Consider the following 19,168-nt stretch of genomic DNA (forward strand, 5'->3'; position numbering starts at 1 on the left):
GAAGATGGGGAAATACACTGCGGATGATATTAGAAAGTTAGCTAAAGATGAAAATGTGAAATTTATTCGATTACAATTTACCGACATTCTGGGAACAATTAAAAACGTAGAAATTCCAGTAAGTCAGCTTGATAAAGCATTAGAAAATAAAATGATGTTTGATGGTTCATCCATTGAAGGGTTCGTTCGTATCGAAGAATCTGATATGCTTTTATATCCAGATCTTGATACATGGGTAATTTTTCCTTGGACTGCTGAAAAAGGAAAAGTGGCTCGTTTAATCTGTGATATTTACAATCCGGATGGCACACCTTTCTCAGGTGACCCACGTGCTAATTTAAAACGTGTGTTAGAGGAAATGAAAGAGCTAGGTTTCACAGATTTCAATCTTGGGCCTGAACCAGAATTCTTCTTATTCAAATTGGATCAAGCAGGGGAACCAACTTTGGAGTTAAATGATAAAGGCGGATACTTTGACCTTGCTCCTACAGATTTAGGTGAAAATTGCCGTCGCGATATCGTTCTTGAGCTAGAAGAGATGGGATTTGAAATTGAAGCTTCCCACCATGAGGTAGCTCCAGGACAACATGAGATTGATTTTAAATATGCTGATGCGATTACAGCATGTGACCAAATCCAAACGTTCAAATTGGTAGTAAAAACAATTGCTCGTAAACATGGCTTGCACGCAACTTTCATGGCAAAACCATTGTTCGGTGTGAATGGTTCCGGTATGCACATGAACTTATCTTTATTCTCTGATGGAAAGAATGCTTTCTACGATACAAAAGGAAATATCGAATTGAGCGAGACAGCTCATCAATTCATTGCTGGTATCATTGAGCATGCGCCTGCGTTCACGGCAGTAACAAATCCAACAGTTAACTCATACAAACGTCTAGTTCCTGGATACGAAGCACCTTGTTATGTTGCATGGTCTGCTCGTAACCGTAGCCCACTAATCCGTATTCCGGCTTCCCGTGGATTGAGCACACGTGTTGAGGTACGTTCTGTTGACCCAACTGCAAATCCATACCTAGCTATGGCGGTATTACTTAGCGCTGGTCTTGATGGCATTAGAAATCAGAAAAAAGCTCCGGCGCCAATTGACCGTAATATCTATGTAATGTCTGCACAAGAACGTGCTGAAGAAGGTATTAAAGATCTTCCGTCTACATTATATCAAGCGTTAGTAGAATTACAAAAAAACCCAGTCATCATGAATGGTCTAGGTGATCATATCCTGGAACACTTTGTAGAAGCAAAAGAGATTGAATGGGATATGTTTAGAACCCAAGTTCATCCATGGGAGAGAGAACAATATCTTCAAATGTATTAATAGCTGAAACCCTTGACACTGCTAGCGTCAAGGGTTTTTTATTTGGTGGGGCAATCACATGTTTTTAGCTTGTCCAAATTTTCACCCCGCTTTTGCCCCGCCTCTAAACATTTTAACTTTTTGTGAAATCTTCAAATTTCTCCATAGTATCTTTTTCGATTTTCTTAGAGACGCGAGAGTACACATCAGCGGTGATCTGAATGGATCCATGACCCAATCGTACTTGGATGTATTTCATCGAAGCTCCTGATTCTAGAAGTAGAACAGCATGAGTATGCCTTAAAGCGTGAATTGTATCTTTGGCAATCCGGCTCTTTTATGGATTCGTTCCATAGCATTAAATAGTTACAGGAAATGAATATCCTGTGCGAAAGGTTTCGTGGATTTAAAGTATAATTGGAACATACTATGCGGTAACATGAGAAGAATAAATAAGAGGGTTCCTAAGTGGGATTCCTCTTATTTGTATATGACAAATGAACCGCATCTTGAGCCTCTTGTTGAAGTTATATACCAACGCTATTATTAACGTAAGTCGGATAAAGGATGATTATATATGAAGAAACTTTTGTGTATTTTCCACACCATGCGGTTACGCTATTTGCTTCAACATGTGGAATCATCTAAGGAAGTGAATCAAAAAATTCTTCTTTTGCATTTAAAATTAAACGAATTAGAAAAGCTGAAAATTTAAAATTAAAGGGACTTTCCACTCTGGAAGTCCTCTTTTTTATAAAAACTTTTTACCTCTTATTAATAAATCGCCTCTGACTGATATTATAAAAGTAGGAGGCGATAAAAATGAGATACACATGGAAAACTGATGCTAGAATTCCATGGGAACCGGAAGCGGATGAATTTCTGGAGAAACAACTAAGAATACACTCTAAAGAGAAGTTTGCTGTTATAGCGAGAAAAAATTAGCCCATCCACTTTGTGAAGGACATGGCGAAAAGCCCTTTATAGATCGCCTTAGTTGGATAAAAAACGGCAAGCAGAATCCAGGTGTATGCTCGGCCAATATAGTGCACACAATCCCTTAAGGGAAGGGGAGAAGTCTTACCATTTAAGGATTTAATATAAAAAAGCGAGTCAGTTTTTATGCCCAGCAAAATTGCTCGCCTCTGTCAAAAACTATAGTTGCCGTTTAATTTATTTTAAGTGTCCTCCAGGGCTCTTTTTATATATTCTAATAAAAGGGGGTACTGATAAAAATGGGGAAAATTATAGATATTTCACATCACCAGCCACCATCATCTATAAATTATGACAAACTAGCCAAGGAAGTGGATTTAGTTATTGTTCGTACTCAGTATGGATCTTCTACAATCGACAGACATTATAAAACTCATCACAAGGAATTTAATAAGCGTGGTGTACCAACTAATGCCTATGCGTGGGTAAGAGGTATTTCGATCTCTGATATGGAGAAAGAGGCTACTGATTTTTATAACCGGACTAAAGAATTTAGCCCGCCTGTTTACTGGCTTGACGTTGAGGAGAAGAGCATGAAAGATATGAGAGCAGGGGTTAAGGTCTATGCAAAGAAATTGAGAGCTCTTGGGGTGAAGAAAGTAGGGATATATATTGCCAATCATCTTTATAAATCCTTTAATATCGATATAAGAGACTTTGATGCTGTTTGGATACCTTCTTATGGGCGTAACAATGGCATGCGAGCAAGTAGCAGGAAACCTGACTATGTTTGCGACTTATGGCAGTTTACAGACAAAGGAATAGTAGATGGATATGCTGGTAATGTAGACTTGAATGCAATTATAAGTAATAAACCATTGAGTTATTTCACGGGTAAGTATGATCAAATCACATAGTATGAGGGGACTTCTAGTTGGAGTCCTCTTTTTTTGCCTAAAGTGATGCTCGTGTAAAGTGAGCCATTCTCTTGGCCAACTATTCAGACATTAAATGATAGTTACAAAGTCTAATTATGGCACAAAAGAAAGATTCTTCGCATATGATGAGGGTGAAGGTTACATGTTAAAACAGTTGGTGATGAATATGTTAGAAGAGTTCAAAGAGTACAAGCGTCAGACGGAAGGGCAATTTGATAAACAGGACGTGCGTTTTGAAAAACATGAACTCCGGATGGACAAGCAGGAGGATCGGTTGGACCAAATGCGTAGTACACAAATTGTACACGATCAACAGATTGCTGGTATTTTAGAAACCCTAAAAGACATTAAAGGAGATACTGTATGGTTAAGAAGAACTGTGACCGCTGCCGTTATAGGTGGAACTATTCCAGCGGTTATCGGTTTTATTGTGTTTGCTATACAAAAACTGAACTAAGGAGGGTGGATGATGAAAAGGTCTATACCATATTTTGAGGCACTAGTTAGTATATTGAGCTATTACCTTGCTATGGTATGTATGTTCAACAATGATATGTTTCAGCAATTGCCAGAGTTATATGGAACTTTAAGTCAGTTGGGAAGCGAGACATTGTTTGCTCTCATTTTCTTTTCTGCAGCTACCATTAAGGTTATTGGGCTGGTTATTAATAGTTATGTAATGAGAAAGTTTGGGTTAGGGTTATCCGCCTTAATTTATTTAATCATTGCTGTTTCTTATGCCACGAGTGAAATGTCCTTAAATTGGGGGGCAGGGATTTTCTTTTTACTGTCAGCATTCAGCCTTTTAAATATATTTGAAGTTAGGCATACTAAGTTAATGGAGTGATAGAATGAATTGGAAAGTACGTTTTAAAAACCCAACCTTATTATTGCATTTGCTACTTTAGTCACCAGCTTTATATATAAGTTGCTCGGTTTAATAGGAGTCATGCCGTCTGTCGCAGAAGATGATACACCACAATTAGTTTTGATTTTTGTGGTTATTTTAGCTGGATTGGTATTGTTCAGGATCCGACCATTAAAGGAATAGGAGACAGTAGACAAGCCTTGACTTATGAAGTGCCAAGAGATGACAAACCCGATGTATATGTACCATTGGGTTTCTTGTGTTCATAATATGCGTTACCTAAGACGTATCATCTCAAAACTCTGCCTTACATAAAAGAAGAGAAGGCAATCCTTTTAGGACCGCCTTCTCAAGAATTTATTGAGCATTATTTTAGCATGGTTTGGATTAATACAGGGTCATGATCACTTGCCCGTCCGTGTTCTTCCATGAAGGCAGCGTTGATGTGAACGATATCAACAGCTGTACGCAATGTTAGTGGTTTCGAAACAAGGATATGGTCTAGCACTTGTAAATTTCCTTGATAGGCATACGTATAGCGGTCAATTGAGGGAATCAAATCAATCATATTCGTCAGTTCCCTTCCCTTCAGTGTTTTGAGTGTATCTGTAAATTCAAAGTCATTTAAGTCTCCGAGAGCAATAATATTGGCATTCTTGTTCTTGGACTGGATTTCTTTTACAAATTGATTCACCACATTTGCTATGCTAATGCGCTGCTCCTCACTAGACAATATAGCCGGCTGGTTTTTTCCAAAGAGCGGCTGATCTCCGCCTTTTGAATTAAAATGGTTAGCGATGACGATAACATCCTTCCCATTAAAGGTGAATTGGGCAGCTAAAGGCTTACGACTACTATCGAAAGCAGGATTTTCAGGATCAATTCGTCCTGGATTAGCTGTCAGTTTGCCATCTTCATAGCTGACTGCTTCATTCGCACTGCCTTTTGGAGCAGGAGTGAGTGACACTCGCTCTGGGTTATATAAAAATCCAACGCGAATATTCGCTCCAGGAGCGCCTCCGTCTTGATTATTAACCGGCGCAATATCTGTGAATGAATAAGAAGGACCGCCCAACTCTTTGATTTTATCAATCAATGTTTGATAGCTTGCACTTGCATCTGTATTACCGCTATTTGTGGCACCATCATTATCCTGTATTTCAGTAAGTCCAATGATATCAGGCTGATTTAAATTGTCAGTAATGGCTTTTGCAAGTTTAGTAGTTTTCTCGTCGCTTTCCTTCGGGGAGAAATTTTCTACGTTATAGGAAGCGACTGTCAGTTTTTTGGCATGTTGCTTAAATTTCGTTACCTCTTGTTTCAGGCTACCGTTTTTAAGCTCTGGTAAATTTTCTTTATCAGATAAGATTCGGTAATTGCTGAAACCATAACTTACAACACCATGAATATCTCCAGTAAATGAATCGCCTGTCTTGGTAACAAAGCTTGAATCACCAGTATCAATGATGAGTCGCTCAGGGTTATAATCGTTTTCTGAAATCCTCAAGCCTTTTGCCAGGGTGTTGAGTAAAGTATATTTTGACACTACATATAGTTCGCCATAATCCTGCGGTGCAATAACCTTCGGCTGTTTAATGTTTACGAGCATTCCCTCTAGGCTCTCGTAATAATCAATCCCGTCCTGATATGGATCAAACTTGCTGAACTGGTCGTTATCGATGATTCGTGTTGGCTGTCCTTTAAGCGGGCTAATCTCAATCGGCTTAGGGAGCGGTTGTGAGTCATTTACAATCGTAATGTTAGTAGCATTGATTTCTGTAACCGGTAAATCCGTTGTTAATTTTTCTGCATAACCTTCAAGTACCCATTCTTTAACCTGACCGCTTGCTTTAATGGTATTACCAACTTGTGCAGCATGGTTTCTTTTATAGACAAGTATGCCTTCTGAGGTGGCAGGGTTTTTATCAGGCGTTAGAGATTGCATGTAAAAGTTGTTAGCATCGGCAATATAAGTTACGATGCCTTCAACATCTGCCACATATTGATCCTGATATGGAGAGTGGTGCTCGGCACCTTGAATGTCATGTATCTGTAAACCGCTAGTGGCAATGTAATAGGCTAGTGATACAATATCACTGTTTTTATAGCCGTCTGCTACGACGATTGCTTTAATTGTCGTGTTTTCTGCGATGATGATAGGGGTCGTGTACACTTCGCTGTCTATGGTAGGTTCCATCCCATTTGTTGTGTAGTAGATGGTTGCGTTTTCCGTCTCTGTAGTTAAGGAAATAGCTGTTCCAGCTGATACTGGTCCTGGAGAGACTGAGCTCGCAGCAGCGGCAGCTTTCGGAGTTGGATCATGTTCTTCTGCAAAAACAATGGAGGTAGGTGATTTTAATCCAGGCAATGTATAGTAAGCCTCAAGATTTCCAGTAACGTGAATTTTACTCCCGATGATGGATGGATTAGACTGAAGCCCAAATTCTGCTCGGAATTTAGCCGGGAGCTGGATAGGAAGCAGTTTTTCTTTATCCGTTTCATTGGGTGAATCAGCTAACGCAATATTAAAATCACTGCTGAATGGTGCTTCAAAATTGTAGCTATTATTTCCTGTCGTATGGGCAACGATATAGCCTTCAACAGTAGCATTGCCTGTATTGTTTGCTATTGCCTCTGTTACAGTAATTGGTCCATCTGCCTTGGGTGTTACCGCAGGAATGAACGATAAGAGGAGCAGGAACACGAGAAAGGCTGGGACGAAGAAACGATTAATATTGGATTTTGACATTCGACACTCTCCTTTAAATTTCTATCATTTCTCCCATATACTACAAAAAAGAGGGCAATTAGTACAGGGTGGTTAGATTCATCTTTCAATTGAAAGTTATAGTCAATATAAGTAAAAAGTCATGATTCTATTGTTTTTTAGAAAGGTATTGACTCTGAATCCTCAATTTTTTGAAGTTAGAAATATCGTTTAGTAAAAAATATCGAGTTTCTTCTATTAAATATAGGGCTGAGAGAATACTATAGCCAGAATGAGCCTAGGAGAGAGCTTTTTATTTTCATTAGATTAACATCTTAATGAAGTTAAGGTGCAGATTTGATGAACTAGGATAGGAAAATACGGGGTAAGAATTATAGAAAAAATGAAGAGAAAACACTAAGTAGGAAAAGTATGAATAGAGGTTGAATGTAGGCAAATAAAAAACCCCGTTAATCGAGACGGGGTACTTTAAGTTCAGCATATCTTTTTGCAACCAAATGCTTCAGTTGCTCTAAATCTTCTAATGTAGTTTTATTTCCGATATAATCTTTAATCACCGGAGGTATGGTTACTGAATTCGTTTTTTTCGTTGGCTCTTTTATGTCCATTTTTAGCATCTATCCTTCTGGAAAACTATTATAGTACCATTATATAGTTACAATGTTACGAATAGATTAATAGGAGTTTACATTTTAATATTATTAAGAAGTCAAAAGAAAGCCAATTTACCGAAAAGATAGGAGTAAGCATGGTAGCAATCATTTACCCAACTGATGGGTATGATAAAAGGGAGAATGAATTAAGAAGAATTCAGTTAAATACTTTTATCTAACCAGACTAAAGAGAGTATATTTTCGTTTAACATAATATAGTCGAGATTACACCTATTGTATAGATTATTTGTCTGTGGAGTGTTTAATTTTGCCCACAATTTTTGGAGGGAAAAATAAAAATCGCTTTCTTCTCGAGTAATGCATATGCTGTGGTGCAGGATCGAGTGTTTCATCTCCTAAAAAGTCGAGCATAGTATTAGTTGAAATATGCGCATGAACCATACTTACTTTCCATTGATCGTGATGAATATCTCCGCGTATGATTAAATCGCCCCAAATACTATACATACTGTATCGTTCTAATAACCAAAAATCCAAAGAGTCCGGCAGGGGTTCGTATAAAATCTGTTTACGCTCATAATGAACATCGAGTTGATAGGTTTGTTTACTGCTTTCTCGTACACTTTGAAAATAAAATTGATCCCTATCTTGTTGAAAGTACATATGTGCTTTTTTATAAGGTAGGCCCAAGCCCACTTGTGCTCCCAAGACGGCTAATAGTTTATCAGCATCCAAACTAAAAAAATAAATACCAGGAACACCCTTGTATTTAACATATGTACGTACATTCAGCTCTAAATAAGTATGAAGATATGGAAAATGTGGAAGCCCTCTTGCTCTCATTTTAGTTATCTTAAAGGGAATAATCGAAATCCATGCTTTTCCTTCATATAAATCAATCTCCAATTCCTCCGGCACATATGGACGGAGAAGGGTGGGATCTATTTGATAATGTAAAAATAGCATATCATTCCATACCTGGGTCAGTACCCACGGTGATTTCGGTAAAGGGAAAGGGCGATGTTTCGTTTCTTTCAACTCAAAATACATAAATTCCGCCTCATTTCTCTAGGTATATTAAATGTTTTGCCCATATATATAGATATTAAACATTCCGATAAAGCAACACGGCATAATAAAAAGAATAGAACAAGAGGGAATGCAATTTACATAATATTTAAGAGTGATTATAGCTGAGGGAAATATGGAGTTAAATATAAAATTTCCAGATCTAATAGTACTGATGTAATGTATAGGTAAAAATAAAGACCTCTCTAATCAAAAAGATTTGAGAGGCTTTTTATAGTTTCTGATTAAATTATCGGAGATCATACCTAAGGCGCATGACATTGTAAAACAATCGAGCATCTCGTCCCATTTTTGTTCGAGGATTTATTTGTGATTGAAGGCAGTTTAACAGCATCTCGTCACACTGTTTGGTGGGTCCAAATCTCTTATAACAGTCATCATGTTTCTTGCAGCATGAGTCTACTTGATTAGTAGGTCCCCATGGACCGGAACAGCCAGGACCGCACCAATTATATCCTGGATAACATAGTCCTTTGCCTGCACGTCTTCTTCTTCTTTGCATACTTCCACCTCCATATAAATCTTTATAATTAATATATGAGGAGTCGGACAAAACGTAAGGGCGGATAAATAGTGAATGTTTCCTTTTGTTTTCTAATGGGCTGTTGTGACAAAACAAATATATCCTTATAGAAAAAAGCCCAGAGTGAATCTCTGGGCTAAAAACTAAGATATGACAATCTCACAATCTATTATTTATTCAATTCACGGATAATATGCATTCCGGAAACCCATCCTTGTGTACCATTTGAAAGTTTCACTTTATACCATCCATTGCTGGTTTCCGGATTGTTTTTTGAATCAACCGATAGCTCAATATATTGATAATTAGATAGGGTACCGACTATACTGCTGCCTGTATTCGCAGCAGAACGGACTTTTAAGGATGTAGCATCCACACGCGCCAGATTTTTAACGGACATGTATTTATAATAACTGCTTAATCCAAAACTGGATGTATAATACATTTTCCCTTTGTATTTTACTTTTAAAGACTCATTGTTATGTTTTTCTAGTAAATTAAAGGTTTCTCCTGCTTGAATGCTGACAGAAGATCCTGAGTTTGTTTTTGTGACATATTCAGAACTGACCCAGCCGGTTTTTCCGTTATATTGAACCTTACACCAGCTACCACTTGCACTAAGATAGGTTATCGTTTTCCCATTAGGAATGGTGAGCAGAATAGAACCATCTGTTGAAGCACTTGATCGCAAATTTAGGTTTGAAGTTGTCTGATAAACGGTTGAACCTGTGTTATCTGCTGATGTCAGATTAATTGTTTTATGGGCTACAGCAAGAGTACCGGTAGGAAAGACATCTTTTGCATCAGAATAAGAGGGTCTGCTTGGCACCTTTTTATTCGGGGTGGCATTTTTTGCACCCTCGTTACTGTAATCAAGCATTGCCGACATATGTTTGGCAATCGCTTTTCCCCAATTTGAATCGCTCGCATAATAAAAATTCATCCCGCTGCTTAGGCTGTCGATTCTATTCCCATTACTATCTTTAACGGTAGAACCAAGATAAGCACCTTTATAGGACCAGTATCCTTCATTTAAATACGTTGCTTTCATCATTTGAGCAATAAATTCAATATTTGATTTGATTGTATTAAATTTGACAGCACCCACGAATGGAGCTGCATCGTAGGCTCCGTAACCAAACAGATTATTTTTTGCCAATGATATAGTCGATTTACCGAAATTGCTCTCATGAATGGCATGTGCTGCAAGATACAAAGCGTTCACGCCATACTTGTTTGCTGCATCAATAAATATGCTTCCCCTGTTATATAGAACACTGTTGGAGAAGGTTGCATTTTTCGCAATATACGTATTAATCTGAGCAGCTGTTACGGATGATTTTGTCCTTAAATCCATCGTTACATAGGAATCTGAACTGATTGGATTAGAGGAATCGGAGGTAGATGCTCCTTTTACCAGGTAGGATGAGTTGACCCAGCCTGTAAGTGAGTTAAAGGAAACCTTATACCATGCCCCTTTTTTGGATAAATACGTAACCTGCTTTCCTTTAGGTATAGTAGTAATGACTGTTGCACTGGTAGAGCCTGAAATTCGAAACTTCAAATTAGCAGTTGTCGTATAAATCTCTTTATTCTTTACTTCCTCTTTTTTATCTTCAGTTGTTTCCTTTAGGAATTCAGAGCTGACCCAACCTGTTTTGTTTCCATACTTCACCTTAAACCAAAAACTGTTTTTTGATAGATAGGTAACTTTCTCTCCTTTTGGTATAAGCGTTAATACAGACCCCTGGGTAGAAGCCTCAGTTCTTAGATTCAGTTTAGCAGTAGTTTGATAAGTCAAATTCGCCTTTGGTTTTTCAACAGAAGGGGAGGGACTCTCATTTTTAACCGGTGTAACACCTTTTAAATAACTGGAGCTGACCCAACCAGTTTTACCGCTATATTTCACCTTGAACCAAGAACCACTCTTGGAAACATAAGTAACAGATTTCCCTTTAGGAATTGTCGTTAAAATGGATCCTTTCGTTGAAGCAGAAGAACGTAAATTTAAATTTGCTGTCGCTTGATACTTCACCTCTTGCTGTGGTTTTGCCACGGTAGATGGTGTGCCTGTACCGTTTGTTGGTTTAGCAGCAGCTGAGTTAGCTTTTAAATAACTGGAGCTGACCCAACCGGTTTTACCGCTATATTTCACCTTGAACCATGAACCGCTCTTAGAAACATAAGTAACGGATTTCCCTTTAGGAATCGTCGTAAGAATAGATCCTTTTGTGGAAGAAGAGGATCGTAAATTTAAATTAGCTGTTGCTTGGTACGTAACCTCTTGCTGTGGTTTTGCCACGGTAGATGGTGTGCCTGTACCGTTTGTTGGTTTAGCAGCAGCTGAGTTAGCTTTTAAATAACTGGAGCTGACCCAACCGGTTTTACCGCCATATTTTACTTTGAACCATGAACCGCTTTTGGAAACATAAGTAACGGATTTCCCTTTAGGAATCGTCGTTAAAATAGCTCCTTTTGTTGAAGCGGATGATCGTAAATTAAGGTTAGCTTTCGTTGTGTAGGCTGATGAACTGCTGGTAACAACAGCAGATTTCACCACAGCAGGTTCAACCTTAGCTTTCTCATTTATTTTTTTTACATAATCTGAACTAACCCAGCCCGTAGTAGTTTGATATTTTACTTTAATCCAAGAACCGCTAGTGGAAATATAGGTTAGGGTTTTCCCTTTAGGTATGGTTTTCAGGATTTTCCCATTGGTTGACGCTTTGGATCGTAAATTAAGATTAGCTGTAGTTTGATAGCCAGACACAATTGCTTTACTAGAAGTAATATTTTCAGCTTTCTTCACATACTTATTATTGACCCATCCTGTGCGATTGTTAAATTTCACTTTGAACCAAGAACCACTTTTTGCAAGGTAGCTAATCTTTTCCCCTTTAGGGATGGTTAAGAGTACAGTGCTTTTAGTAGAATTACTGACTCGTAAATTTAAATTAGAAGTGGTTTCGTAATACGTAACACTAGATGCTTCTGCCTTTTTGGTGTCCAATAATTTTAATGATGTATCCCCGCTATATAGGATAAATCCTGCAGATAATAAAAGTGTTGTACCCTTATAGACCAATGGCTTATGGCTTGCCTTTTGATTTTGCAAATGTACATCCTCCTTTATTCTCCCTCAGTTTTACAAGGCTGTATGGCATATATTTTTGTCAGACAACTGCAAAGACCAGTTAAATCAATCCCAAACATATTTAAGGATAAAATGAGTAACTAAAAAATGTCTCCATCATAAAATGTCATAGAGGGTGCTATATCACATATCGGCATAATTTGGGAAATCTTTAGCGAGAAATGTAAGATTCCATAATTTAGATGTTATTTTTTCATTAAAAAAAGGAATAAAGGTAATAATAATGTAGAAAGGGGGAGATAAAATGGAAGGTTATCTACAAAAAATAACGAAAAAGATATCTAGTTATTGTTTTCATCTGGATATGAAAAAGAAAGTGAAAAACAGTCATTTCACGATTGTCTCAGACAATGATTGGGGTAAGAAAGTATACGATGATTTAGGTATGGAATACAACTCTCCATTTATTGGAATGTTCATATTTGCACCGGACTATATTGAGCTTTTATCTAACTTTGAGCATTATATGAAATCTCCCCTTAAATTTACACTCCATTCAAAATATGATGGAATAACGGATATCTATCCCATTGGGCTGTTGGACCAGAAAGTGGAGATCCATTTCTATTCCTATAAGTATAAACAGACAGCATTAAATGACTGGAATGAAAGAGTTAAACGCATAAATTGGGATCAGTTGTTTTTTAAATTCAGCGATCAGTATCAGTGCAGAAAAGAATGTATTGAAACGTTCAATCAGTTGCCTTTAAAAAACAAAGTCTGTTTTACGGCTAGGCCAATGGGACATTTAGACAATGTGATTTGTTTTTCAAATCAACACATAGAAACCAAATTACAAAATGAGCTAACGGATTATAAGAAATACTTTGATGTAGCATCTTGGCTGAATACAGGGGAAGTGATTAAGAAAGAGCCTGAAAAAAGAAAAGCCAATTTTGAACTGCATTTTCCTTTTAAGCTAATCGACAACAAATAGATAATTAATTAAAACACCGGTGTTTTCCGGTGTTTTTTATGTGCTCATGGTATTAGACCGACGCTGCAGGCAGATTGCACTTAAAAAGGCTAATCTATTAATTCTTATCCTAACTCTCCGTACGATTTTCAAAATGGTAATCCGTTTTTATATGTGGATTTTGCTTTAATAATTGACGAACAAATTCAGTTTGGTTTTTTGGTGAAATGGCAATCGTATTAAATCCTGTAAAATTAATTTCTATTTTATTCATAGATTGGGCAGGATCTGTAAAAGGATTTCTGGTTTTTCTTATACTACTAATCGTATCAATCTTAATTTCCTTCTTAAATGGACCGTAGTGTATGGTGAGGAGATTTTCCGCAATTGTATATCCCGTTTTAAGCCATATCCACATTAAACAAAAACCAACTGGTACTAAGAGTACGATTTTAATCCATTGCTTGTCTAAGAACTCAGGGGTCATCCAAACACCAAGGTCTGGAAAGAAAATGGGTGAAAGAATAAAAATAAATGCGAATAACCAAATGGTAGCGGTTATCCATAAGTCTCTTTTTGATGAAAAATACATGCTATCATCCTCTATTCGTTTGAATTTATACTTTCTTGGTGGTACGTATGTAGATGTAATTTACCCTTCAAATTAACAGGTGAATTAATGGAAATTCGCCGTCGATTGGCCGTTTTACGATTTGGGTCAGCTTTCAATTTGTATTTTACCAAAACAATCCATATTTTAGGTGTGTAAAATAGTTTCTATTCTGAAATTTTAAATTAAGATATTCGCTTAGGGAAAGAAATAATATATAAATATAGTTTTTCTTGAGATATCCATTATTTTTGATAAAAGTGCTACAGGAAATGAAAATTACCAATGTTTTTTGAAACTATCTGTCTGTTTGTTCGTATGTATAGTATGGTAAAATTGCCTTAGAAAGGGGTGACTGTTTATGTTCTATATGATCCTTCTTGGATTGGTAGGAGCTACAGCTGTAGTTTTTCTGCAGGACGCAAAACCAGCAGGACCAAAACAGGAACGTTTGGCAAATGTGATGAAGCGAATAGCAGGTAAAAATCAAAAAGACCAGTTTGTATGCACTCAATTGGATGATCGTTATGCCCATTATGTATATGAATTGGATTCAAATATACTATCTATCTTGGCTGGACCGGATTACATTACGATTAATGCGCAAAAAGCTAAAACCAAACAGCCTTTACTTGATGTTCGATACGATACAAGATCGAGAGTTTATACAGAAAAGAAAATCTCTGAACAGTTATTAAAGAAAGAAAGCGATCTAGAAAAGATTGACCTGTTTTTAAGATGGGCCATTATGAGTTTTCAGCCGGAAAAAATGAAAATGATATATCAAAATAACAATAACTTTACTGCTCTTATAAACGAGCTGGAAGATGCGAGAAAAAGAAACTATCTCTCATCACCGATTGATCATGCCTTTACTCAAATTATCCCAAGCCTGGGTTATTTACTGGAGCATGTGGATCTCATCTCTGATGTTGATTATGAGCATCAGGTTAAGGAGACAATAATTAAAGATTTACGAAAGCTGATAGCTGACTTTAGTCAATTGGAATCCAAACAACAAGAAAAGTATGAACATGATACATTAAATCGACTGATTATCATACAGGAGCGAATTACACAAATTCGCAGACATATTGACAATACAAGGGAATTTGACTTAAAGAAAACATTGACTACAATCGATCAAAGATATGAAAAATAATGTCGGACAAGAGGTGGAAAACCGATGAGTGAACAAAATAGGGAATTTGACGAAACAGCGATTCAATCATTCATAAATCCCGAAGATATGAAAAAATTAAATGATGAAGCAACTCAGGTCGTCAAAAAAATATCTGACACCGATGCACATAATATTGACTCCGTCCTAGAGCATTTAAGCAATTTCGGCGGCAATGAGCAACGTATGGCTGGTGAATCATTAAACAGTCTGCGCAGACCAGTTAAAGATATGATGGACAATAAGGACAATCACGATATACCAACTAATCTGCTGAAGCTTCGCGAGGCGGTTTCTGACCTGAATCCAAATGCTTATCAGACAAAAGGAATAGCAAAGATTGTTCCGAAGTTTTTGCGCAAGAGTTCAAATGAAAAGTTTATTGCCAAGTATCAAACAGTGGAAAAGAATATTGATGAAATCGTACAGTCCTTACTTAGAGGAAGAGATATGCTTCAGGAGGATAATGCTGAGCTTGATGTCATCAAAAAAGATGTCCATGAAAAAATTTATCTCTTAGATAAACAAATCTATATGGGTCAGCATCTTTTCCAAATGATTGAGGATAAAAAGAACGATCCGGAATGGCAGAATAAGCAGCAGCTTGTCATGGAAGCTCAGGAGAAAATCATTGTACGAACAAAGAATATGAGCTCTATGGTAAATGTGCTGCAACAGTCCCTTGCTTCCGTTGATATTATCAAGAAAAATAATGATAAATTGAAAGAAGCCATTCGGAATGCAATCGATACGACTAAGAACTTAGCACCCGTTACATCTGCAATTCATTTGGCATTGCAAAATCAGGAACGAATCATTACAGCAATTAATGATGTTAATGAAGCTACAGAAAACATGATTTTGGCAAACGCACAAATGCTAAAAGAAAACACAGAAAAAACAACGAAGCTCTTGGAGAATCCATCTATCTCGATTGAAAAGCTGCAAAAGGCTTACCAGGATATTTATTCTGCCATTGAGACCCAGGAAGCATCCAGCAGAAGGATTATCGCCAGCAGTAAAGAGTTTGTAACGAAGCTGGATGATATGAACAGAGAAATGAAAACGAAGCTATTAAATCAATAAGGGGGAAGAAACCATGCAATATGTTAGATATTCTCTCTTGCTACTAACCTGTTATTTGACCGTGATGTTTAGTGGATTGATACCAGTGGTATTCTTTGATTCATTCGGAATGTTCCTGGGTTCCTATATTTCCATGTCCATCGGGATTACAATTCTTTTATTTGGCTTATTCTTTATGAAAATGAAAGAAAACCATTCATTGAAAATGAGGTTGCTTGTCATTAATACGATTGGTTTCCTGCTATTCCATTTTAATTTTGCAGGATACACTTCATACAACTCCATGGTACTGTGTTATCCCATCCTAGCAGTCTTAACATTGGTTGCATACGACAAGTATTATAAAAAGCAGAAGGAAAAAGGAAATCGAATATACTACTGAAACGCCGATTGATTCGGCGTTTTTTTTATTTAACTGTTCTTCAGAGACGGGACGTCAGATAGGCAGTCTTTTCATTATGCAGCTATCTTCTCAGGTATGGATTAAGAGCAATAATTAAATTAACCTGAAAATGAAAAATAATAAGTATCACAGGTTGATCATCCGTATATGAATGGAAAATTAGAAAAAGTATTTAAAAAGAAAGACAAGCTGGCAGATGGAGGCACGGCTTGTCTTTCTCTTTGTTTTATAGATTGTCTGCAGGAGAAGTGGCATCATACCTCTTTGGTTGTTCATCAGGCACAAAATCCGCATTGAATTCTTTCTCTGATTTAGAAACAACAACAGTTGCCACACCGTTGCCAATTAGGTTCGTAATTGCACGTGCTTCAGACATGAAACGATCGACACCAATTAATAACGCCATTCCTTCTACCGGAATCATTGGGAAGGCAGCCAAAGTGGCGGCCAGTGTGATAAAGCCGGATCCTGTCACCCCTGCAGCGCCTTTTGAGGTTAGCATCAATATGCCAAGCAAGGTCAGTTCTTGCCAGATGGTCAAATCAATCCCATAGGCCTGGGCGATAAAGATGGCGGCCATTGATAGATATATAGATGTACCATCAAGGTTGAAGGAGTACCCTGTAGGGATGACCAAACCGACGACTTGCTTTGAACAGCCGTAGTTTTCTAGCTTTCGCATCATTCCCGGCAGGGCAGATTCGGAAGATGATGTACCAAGAACCAGCAGAATCTCTTCTTTAATATAGGCCATGAACTTAAAGATATTAAAACCGTAATATTTTGCAATTGAGCCGAGGACCAAGACGACGAATAAAAACATAGTGAGGTACACAGAGCCCATCAATTTTCCGAGTGAAACAAGCGATCCAAGACCGAAATTTCCGATTGTATAGGCCATTGCGGCAAACGCGGCGATAGGGGATATTTTCATAACCATATTGACAATCTTAAAGAATATATCAGCTATTATTTCAAAGAAGGTGATGACTGGTTTGGCTCTTTCGCCGACAGAAGCAGCAGCCAGTCCGAATAGAATTGCTGAGAACAAGACCGGAAGCAGTTCCCCTGAAGCAAGGGCGCCGACAACATTCTCAGGAATCAAGTTCAGAATGAATGCTCCGAAGCCCTGATCCGATTCAGCAGCCTGTGCCGTATATTGAGATACATCGCCAGTTTTTAAATTCTCTGTATTAAGCCCGCTTCCAGGCTGAACAAAGTTGACGACAAGAATACCGATTGCTAAAGCAAGAGTGGATACAATTTCGAAATACAATAAAGCCTTGCCGCCAATCTTCCCGATTTTCTTTAGGTTGCCCATGCTTCCAATCCCAATGATTACTGTCAAAAAGATAATTGGAGCAATCAACATTTTAATTAATTTTATGAATAAATCAGCAAGGATTTTTAAACTGGCACCGAACTCAGGGAAAATTGCCCCTACCATAATCCCTAAAATGATACCGGTGACAACTTGGACAGTTAGATTCTTAAAGATTTTCAAAGCCAACCCTTCTTTCTGTTTTATTGTTAGCGCTTACAATTTATTGTGTTTATCTTAAAGGATAAAGAAGGAATTGTGGGATTATGGTTTTAATGTTCTTTTTGGTCTTTTTGGTCACCAGGATAATTATCTTAATCGAAAGAATGAGCATATTTCTTTAATCAGCATCCAATCTATATGAAAAAGAAAGACCTTCCGTAGGGGAAGGCCTCATCAGTCAATCGACTCTTGAATCTTTTTTAATAGTTTTTCGTCGAATTGGGTCTTATAGTAATCATACAGTGGCAAGAAAGTTTGCTGCCATTGCCGTAATTCTTCGTCACTTAGATGATAGATTTCAAGCTCAGCGGAAGCTTCCAATTTCGCTAAGGATTCTCTGTTCATTTGCTCGGATTGCGTTAAGTTCCAAGCTGTCGCTTCGTCCATTGCTTCGATGACTGCCTGCTGTAAATTCTTTGGAAGACTGTTCCAAAACTCATTGTTAATCATGACTGCATATCCAAGAATACCATGGTTGGATAGTATCATATGATCTTGCACTTGATAGAAACCCTTAGAATCAATGTTAGAGATCGTATTTTCTTGGCCGTCAAGCTTCTCCCTTTCTAATAAACTATAAACCTGGTCAAAGGAAGCGCTTCGGTTCTCTGCACCAACAAGGTTCAGCTGCCTTTTGAGCATGTTACTTGGCATGGTACGCAGAGTAAGTCCCTCAAGATTATCTGGCAGTTTAACAGGAGAATGGGCCGTTGTAATTTGTTTAAATCCATTATTCCAAAAGGCCAAGCCCTTTACACCATACTCATCAAGCATCCCTAATAGCTCTCCCTTTATGGGACCTGTGAAAATCTCTTCTATATCTTTATAATTCTTCAATAAATACGGCAGATCGAGAACTTGCCATTCGGGAATCCAATCTGTCACTTTTGAGAAGGAGGGAGCAATCATCTCGATATCGCCATTTTGCAAAGCTTGCAGTTCCTCCCCATCTGAGTAGAGTGTGCTGTTTGGATATACCTCTACCTGGATAGCTCCGTTAGTCTTCTTCTCGACTAGCGTTGCAAATTTATCAGCGGTGAGCCCTTTTGGTGTATTTTCGGCAACAACATGACTAAAGTTGATGACAATTTGTTCGTTTAAGCCCTCTTGTTCAAAATCAGGCGGTAAGCTTGCTTTCTGCCCAAAATCATGCTGAACCCCCATGTATATCACCAATACGGCAATGATGGAAACAGCTGTTATTAAAAAACTTTTCATATCATATCCCCGCCATATTATTCTTTTCAATATTCTACCATGTT

19 protein-coding genes and 1 pseudogene are annotated in these 19,168 nt (G+C 37.7%); 11 read left to right on the forward strand and 9 right to left on the reverse strand.

Annotated features, from left to right (window positions below; translation table 11 throughout):
• Window positions 1-4 precede the first annotated feature (4 nt).
• A complete protein-coding gene (glnA, locus tag FHY47_RS03265; protein WP_066104225.1) occupies window positions 5-1,339 on the forward strand; it encodes a type I glutamate--ammonia ligase in 1,335 nt (444 codons plus the stop codon).
• Window positions 1,340-1,451: 112 nt separating this feature from the next.
• Here glnA and FHY47_RS19550 read toward each other — a convergent pair.
• Window positions 1,452-1,684: pseudogene (locus FHY47_RS19550) on the reverse strand (tyrosine-type recombinase/integrase); the annotation flags it as partial.
• A 211-nt stretch (window positions 1,685-1,895) separates the two neighbouring features.
• Here FHY47_RS19550 and FHY47_RS18800 point away from each other — a divergent pair.
• The 6 genes from FHY47_RS18800 to FHY47_RS19495 all read left to right on the forward strand — a co-directional run bounded on the left by FHY47_RS18800 (window position 1,896) and on the right by FHY47_RS19495 (window position 4,329).
• Window positions 1,896-2,033 (forward strand): hypothetical protein, encoded by a 138-nt coding sequence (locus tag FHY47_RS18800; protein ID WP_180349899.1) that lies wholly within the window; start codon window positions 1,896-1,898, stop codon window positions 2,031-2,033.
• Window positions 2,034-2,140: 107 nt separating this feature from the next.
• Complete coding sequence (locus FHY47_RS19145) at window positions 2,141-2,263, forward strand: hypothetical protein (RefSeq protein ID WP_257468928.1); 123 nt, start codon at window positions 2,141-2,143, stop codon at window positions 2,261-2,263.
• Between the two features lie 290 nt (window positions 2,264-2,553).
• The gene (locus tag FHY47_RS03275) at window positions 2,554-3,171 is read left to right on the forward strand and encodes a glycoside hydrolase family 25 protein (protein ID WP_139891109.1); all 618 of its coding nucleotides are present in this window, start codon (window positions 2,554-2,556) and stop codon (window positions 3,169-3,171) included.
• 163 nt (window positions 3,172-3,334) lie between these two features.
• The gene (locus FHY47_RS03280) at window positions 3,335-3,649 is read left to right on the forward strand and encodes a hemolysin XhlA family protein (RefSeq protein WP_066104219.1); all 315 of its coding nucleotides are present in this window, start codon (window positions 3,335-3,337) and stop codon (window positions 3,647-3,649) included.
• Between the two features lie 12 nt (window positions 3,650-3,661).
• Complete coding sequence (locus FHY47_RS03285) at window positions 3,662-4,039, forward strand: hypothetical protein (RefSeq protein WP_066104215.1); 378 nt, start codon at window positions 3,662-3,664, stop codon at window positions 4,037-4,039.
• Between the two features lie 167 nt (window positions 4,040-4,206).
• Window positions 4,207-4,329 carry a phage holin gene (locus FHY47_RS19495; protein ID WP_375138409.1) on the forward strand — a complete coding sequence of 41 codons (123 nt, stop codon included), beginning with the start codon at window positions 4,207-4,209 and terminating at the stop codon, window positions 4,327-4,329.
• 98 nt (window positions 4,330-4,427) lie between these two features.
• Here the strand turns inward: FHY47_RS19495 and FHY47_RS03295 are convergent, their stop codons facing one another.
• From FHY47_RS03295 to FHY47_RS03310, 5 genes are all read right to left on the reverse strand, one after another.
• Window positions 4,428-6,809, reverse strand: a complete 2,382-nt coding sequence (locus tag FHY47_RS03295; protein ID WP_148629645.1) for a DUF6359 domain-containing protein — start codon at window positions 6,807-6,809, stop codon at window positions 4,428-4,430.
• A 428-nt stretch (window positions 6,810-7,237) separates the two neighbouring features.
• Complete coding sequence (locus tag FHY47_RS18805; RefSeq protein WP_187393419.1) at window positions 7,238-7,396, reverse strand: hypothetical protein; 159 nt, start codon at window positions 7,394-7,396, stop codon at window positions 7,238-7,240.
• Between the two features lie 288 nt (window positions 7,397-7,684).
• Window positions 7,685-8,452: a YqjF family protein gene (locus tag FHY47_RS03300; RefSeq protein WP_139891106.1), complete on the reverse strand. Its 768-nt coding sequence runs from the start codon at window positions 8,450-8,452 to the stop codon at window positions 7,685-7,687.
• 268 nt (window positions 8,453-8,720) lie between these two features.
• A complete protein-coding gene (locus FHY47_RS19070) occupies window positions 8,721-8,993 on the reverse strand; it encodes a phospholipase A2 family protein (RefSeq protein WP_139891105.1) in 273 nt (90 codons plus the stop codon).
• A 190-nt stretch (window positions 8,994-9,183) separates the two neighbouring features.
• A complete protein-coding gene (locus FHY47_RS03310) occupies window positions 9,184-12,129 on the reverse strand; it encodes an SH3 domain-containing protein (protein ID WP_148629646.1) in 2,946 nt (981 codons plus the stop codon).
• Between the two features lie 283 nt (window positions 12,130-12,412).
• On the opposite strand from FHY47_RS03310, the gene FHY47_RS03315 reads away from it, so the two are divergent.
• Window positions 12,413-13,105 (forward strand): DUF1919 domain-containing protein, encoded by a 693-nt coding sequence (locus FHY47_RS03315; protein WP_139891103.1) that lies wholly within the window; start codon window positions 12,413-12,415, stop codon window positions 13,103-13,105.
• A gap of 109 nt (window positions 13,106-13,214) precedes the next feature.
• On the opposite strand, the gene FHY47_RS03320 is transcribed toward FHY47_RS03315, so the two are convergent.
• A complete protein-coding gene (locus tag FHY47_RS03320) occupies window positions 13,215-13,676 on the reverse strand; it encodes a PH domain-containing protein (protein ID WP_066104197.1) in 462 nt (153 codons plus the stop codon).
• 379 nt (window positions 13,677-14,055) lie between these two features.
• Between FHY47_RS03320 and FHY47_RS03325 the strand changes: the two genes are divergently transcribed.
• Genes FHY47_RS03325 through FHY47_RS03335 form a run of 3 tightly spaced genes read left to right on the forward strand, consistent with a single transcriptional unit; the run spans window position 14,056 to window position 16,342 of the window.
• Complete coding sequence (locus FHY47_RS03325; protein WP_066104194.1) at window positions 14,056-14,856, forward strand: hypothetical protein; 801 nt, start codon at window positions 14,056-14,058, stop codon at window positions 14,854-14,856.
• 24 nt (window positions 14,857-14,880) lie between these two features.
• Entirely contained in the window at window positions 14,881-15,960 is a 1,080-nt protein-coding gene (locus FHY47_RS03330; protein ID WP_066104191.1) for a toxic anion resistance protein, read from the forward strand.
• A 13-nt stretch (window positions 15,961-15,973) separates the two neighbouring features.
• Complete coding sequence (locus tag FHY47_RS03335) at window positions 15,974-16,342, forward strand: hypothetical protein (protein ID WP_066104187.1); 369 nt, start codon at window positions 15,974-15,976, stop codon at window positions 16,340-16,342.
• A gap of 247 nt (window positions 16,343-16,589) precedes the next feature.
• Here the strand turns inward: FHY47_RS03335 and FHY47_RS03340 are convergent, their stop codons facing one another.
• A complete protein-coding gene (locus FHY47_RS03340) occupies window positions 16,590-17,867 on the reverse strand; it encodes a dicarboxylate/amino acid:cation symporter (protein WP_066104184.1) in 1,278 nt (425 codons plus the stop codon).
• 213 nt (window positions 17,868-18,080) lie between these two features.
• Window positions 18,081-19,124: a DctP family TRAP transporter solute-binding subunit gene (locus FHY47_RS03345; protein ID WP_139891101.1), complete on the reverse strand. Its 1,044-nt coding sequence runs from the start codon at window positions 19,122-19,124 to the stop codon at window positions 18,081-18,083.
• Between the last annotated feature and the right edge of the window lie 44 nt (window positions 19,125-19,168).

The organism is Bacillus sp. E214 (genome assembly GCF_008087365.1).
Lineage (GTDB): Bacteria > Bacillota > Bacilli > Bacillales > Pradoshiaceae > Pradoshia.

What these genes read in the sequence shown, in the direction of transcription:
- glnA (WP_066104225.1), top strand. Translation starts at nt 5, where the DNA reads ATGGGGAAATACACTGCGGATGATATTAGAAAGTTAGCTAAAGATGAA.
- FHY47_RS18800 (WP_180349899.1), top strand. Translation starts at nt 1,896, where the DNA reads ATGAAGAAACTTTTGTGTATTTTCCACACCATGCGGTTACGCTATTTG.
- FHY47_RS19145 (WP_257468928.1), top strand. Translation starts at nt 2,141, where the DNA reads ATGAGATACACATGGAAAACTGATGCTAGAATTCCATGGGAACCGGAA.
- FHY47_RS03275 (WP_139891109.1), top strand. Translation starts at nt 2,554, where the DNA reads ATGGGGAAAATTATAGATATTTCACATCACCAGCCACCATCATCTATA.
- FHY47_RS03280 (WP_066104219.1), top strand. Translation starts at nt 3,335, where the DNA reads ATGTTAAAACAGTTGGTGATGAATATGTTAGAAGAGTTCAAAGAGTAC.
- FHY47_RS03285 (WP_066104215.1), top strand. Translation starts at nt 3,662, where the DNA reads ATGAAAAGGTCTATACCATATTTTGAGGCACTAGTTAGTATATTGAGC.
- FHY47_RS03295 (WP_148629645.1), bottom strand. Translation starts at nt 6,809, where the DNA reads ATGTCAAAATCCAATATTAATCGTTTCTTCGTCCCAGCCTTTCTCGTG.
- FHY47_RS18805 (WP_187393419.1), bottom strand. Translation starts at nt 7,396, where the DNA reads ATGGACATAAAAGAGCCAACGAAAAAAACGAATTCAGTAACCATACCT.
- FHY47_RS03300 (WP_139891106.1), bottom strand. Translation starts at nt 8,452, where the DNA reads ATGTATTTTGAGTTGAAAGAAACGAAACATCGCCCTTTCCCTTTACCG.
- FHY47_RS19070 (WP_139891105.1), bottom strand. Translation starts at nt 8,993, where the DNA reads ATGCAAAGAAGAAGAAGACGTGCAGGCAAAGGACTATGTTATCCAGGA.
- FHY47_RS03315 (WP_139891103.1), top strand. Translation starts at nt 12,413, where the DNA reads ATGGAAGGTTATCTACAAAAAATAACGAAAAAGATATCTAGTTATTGT.
- FHY47_RS03320 (WP_066104197.1), bottom strand. Translation starts at nt 13,676, where the DNA reads ATGTATTTTTCATCAAAAAGAGACTTATGGATAACCGCTACCATTTGG.
- FHY47_RS03325 (WP_066104194.1), top strand. Translation starts at nt 14,056, where the DNA reads ATGTTCTATATGATCCTTCTTGGATTGGTAGGAGCTACAGCTGTAGTT.
- FHY47_RS03330 (WP_066104191.1), top strand. Translation starts at nt 14,881, where the DNA reads ATGAGTGAACAAAATAGGGAATTTGACGAAACAGCGATTCAATCATTC.
- FHY47_RS03335 (WP_066104187.1), top strand. Translation starts at nt 15,974, where the DNA reads ATGCAATATGTTAGATATTCTCTCTTGCTACTAACCTGTTATTTGACC.
- FHY47_RS03345 (WP_139891101.1), bottom strand. Translation starts at nt 19,124, where the DNA reads ATGAAAAGTTTTTTAATAACAGCTGTTTCCATCATTGCCGTATTGGTG.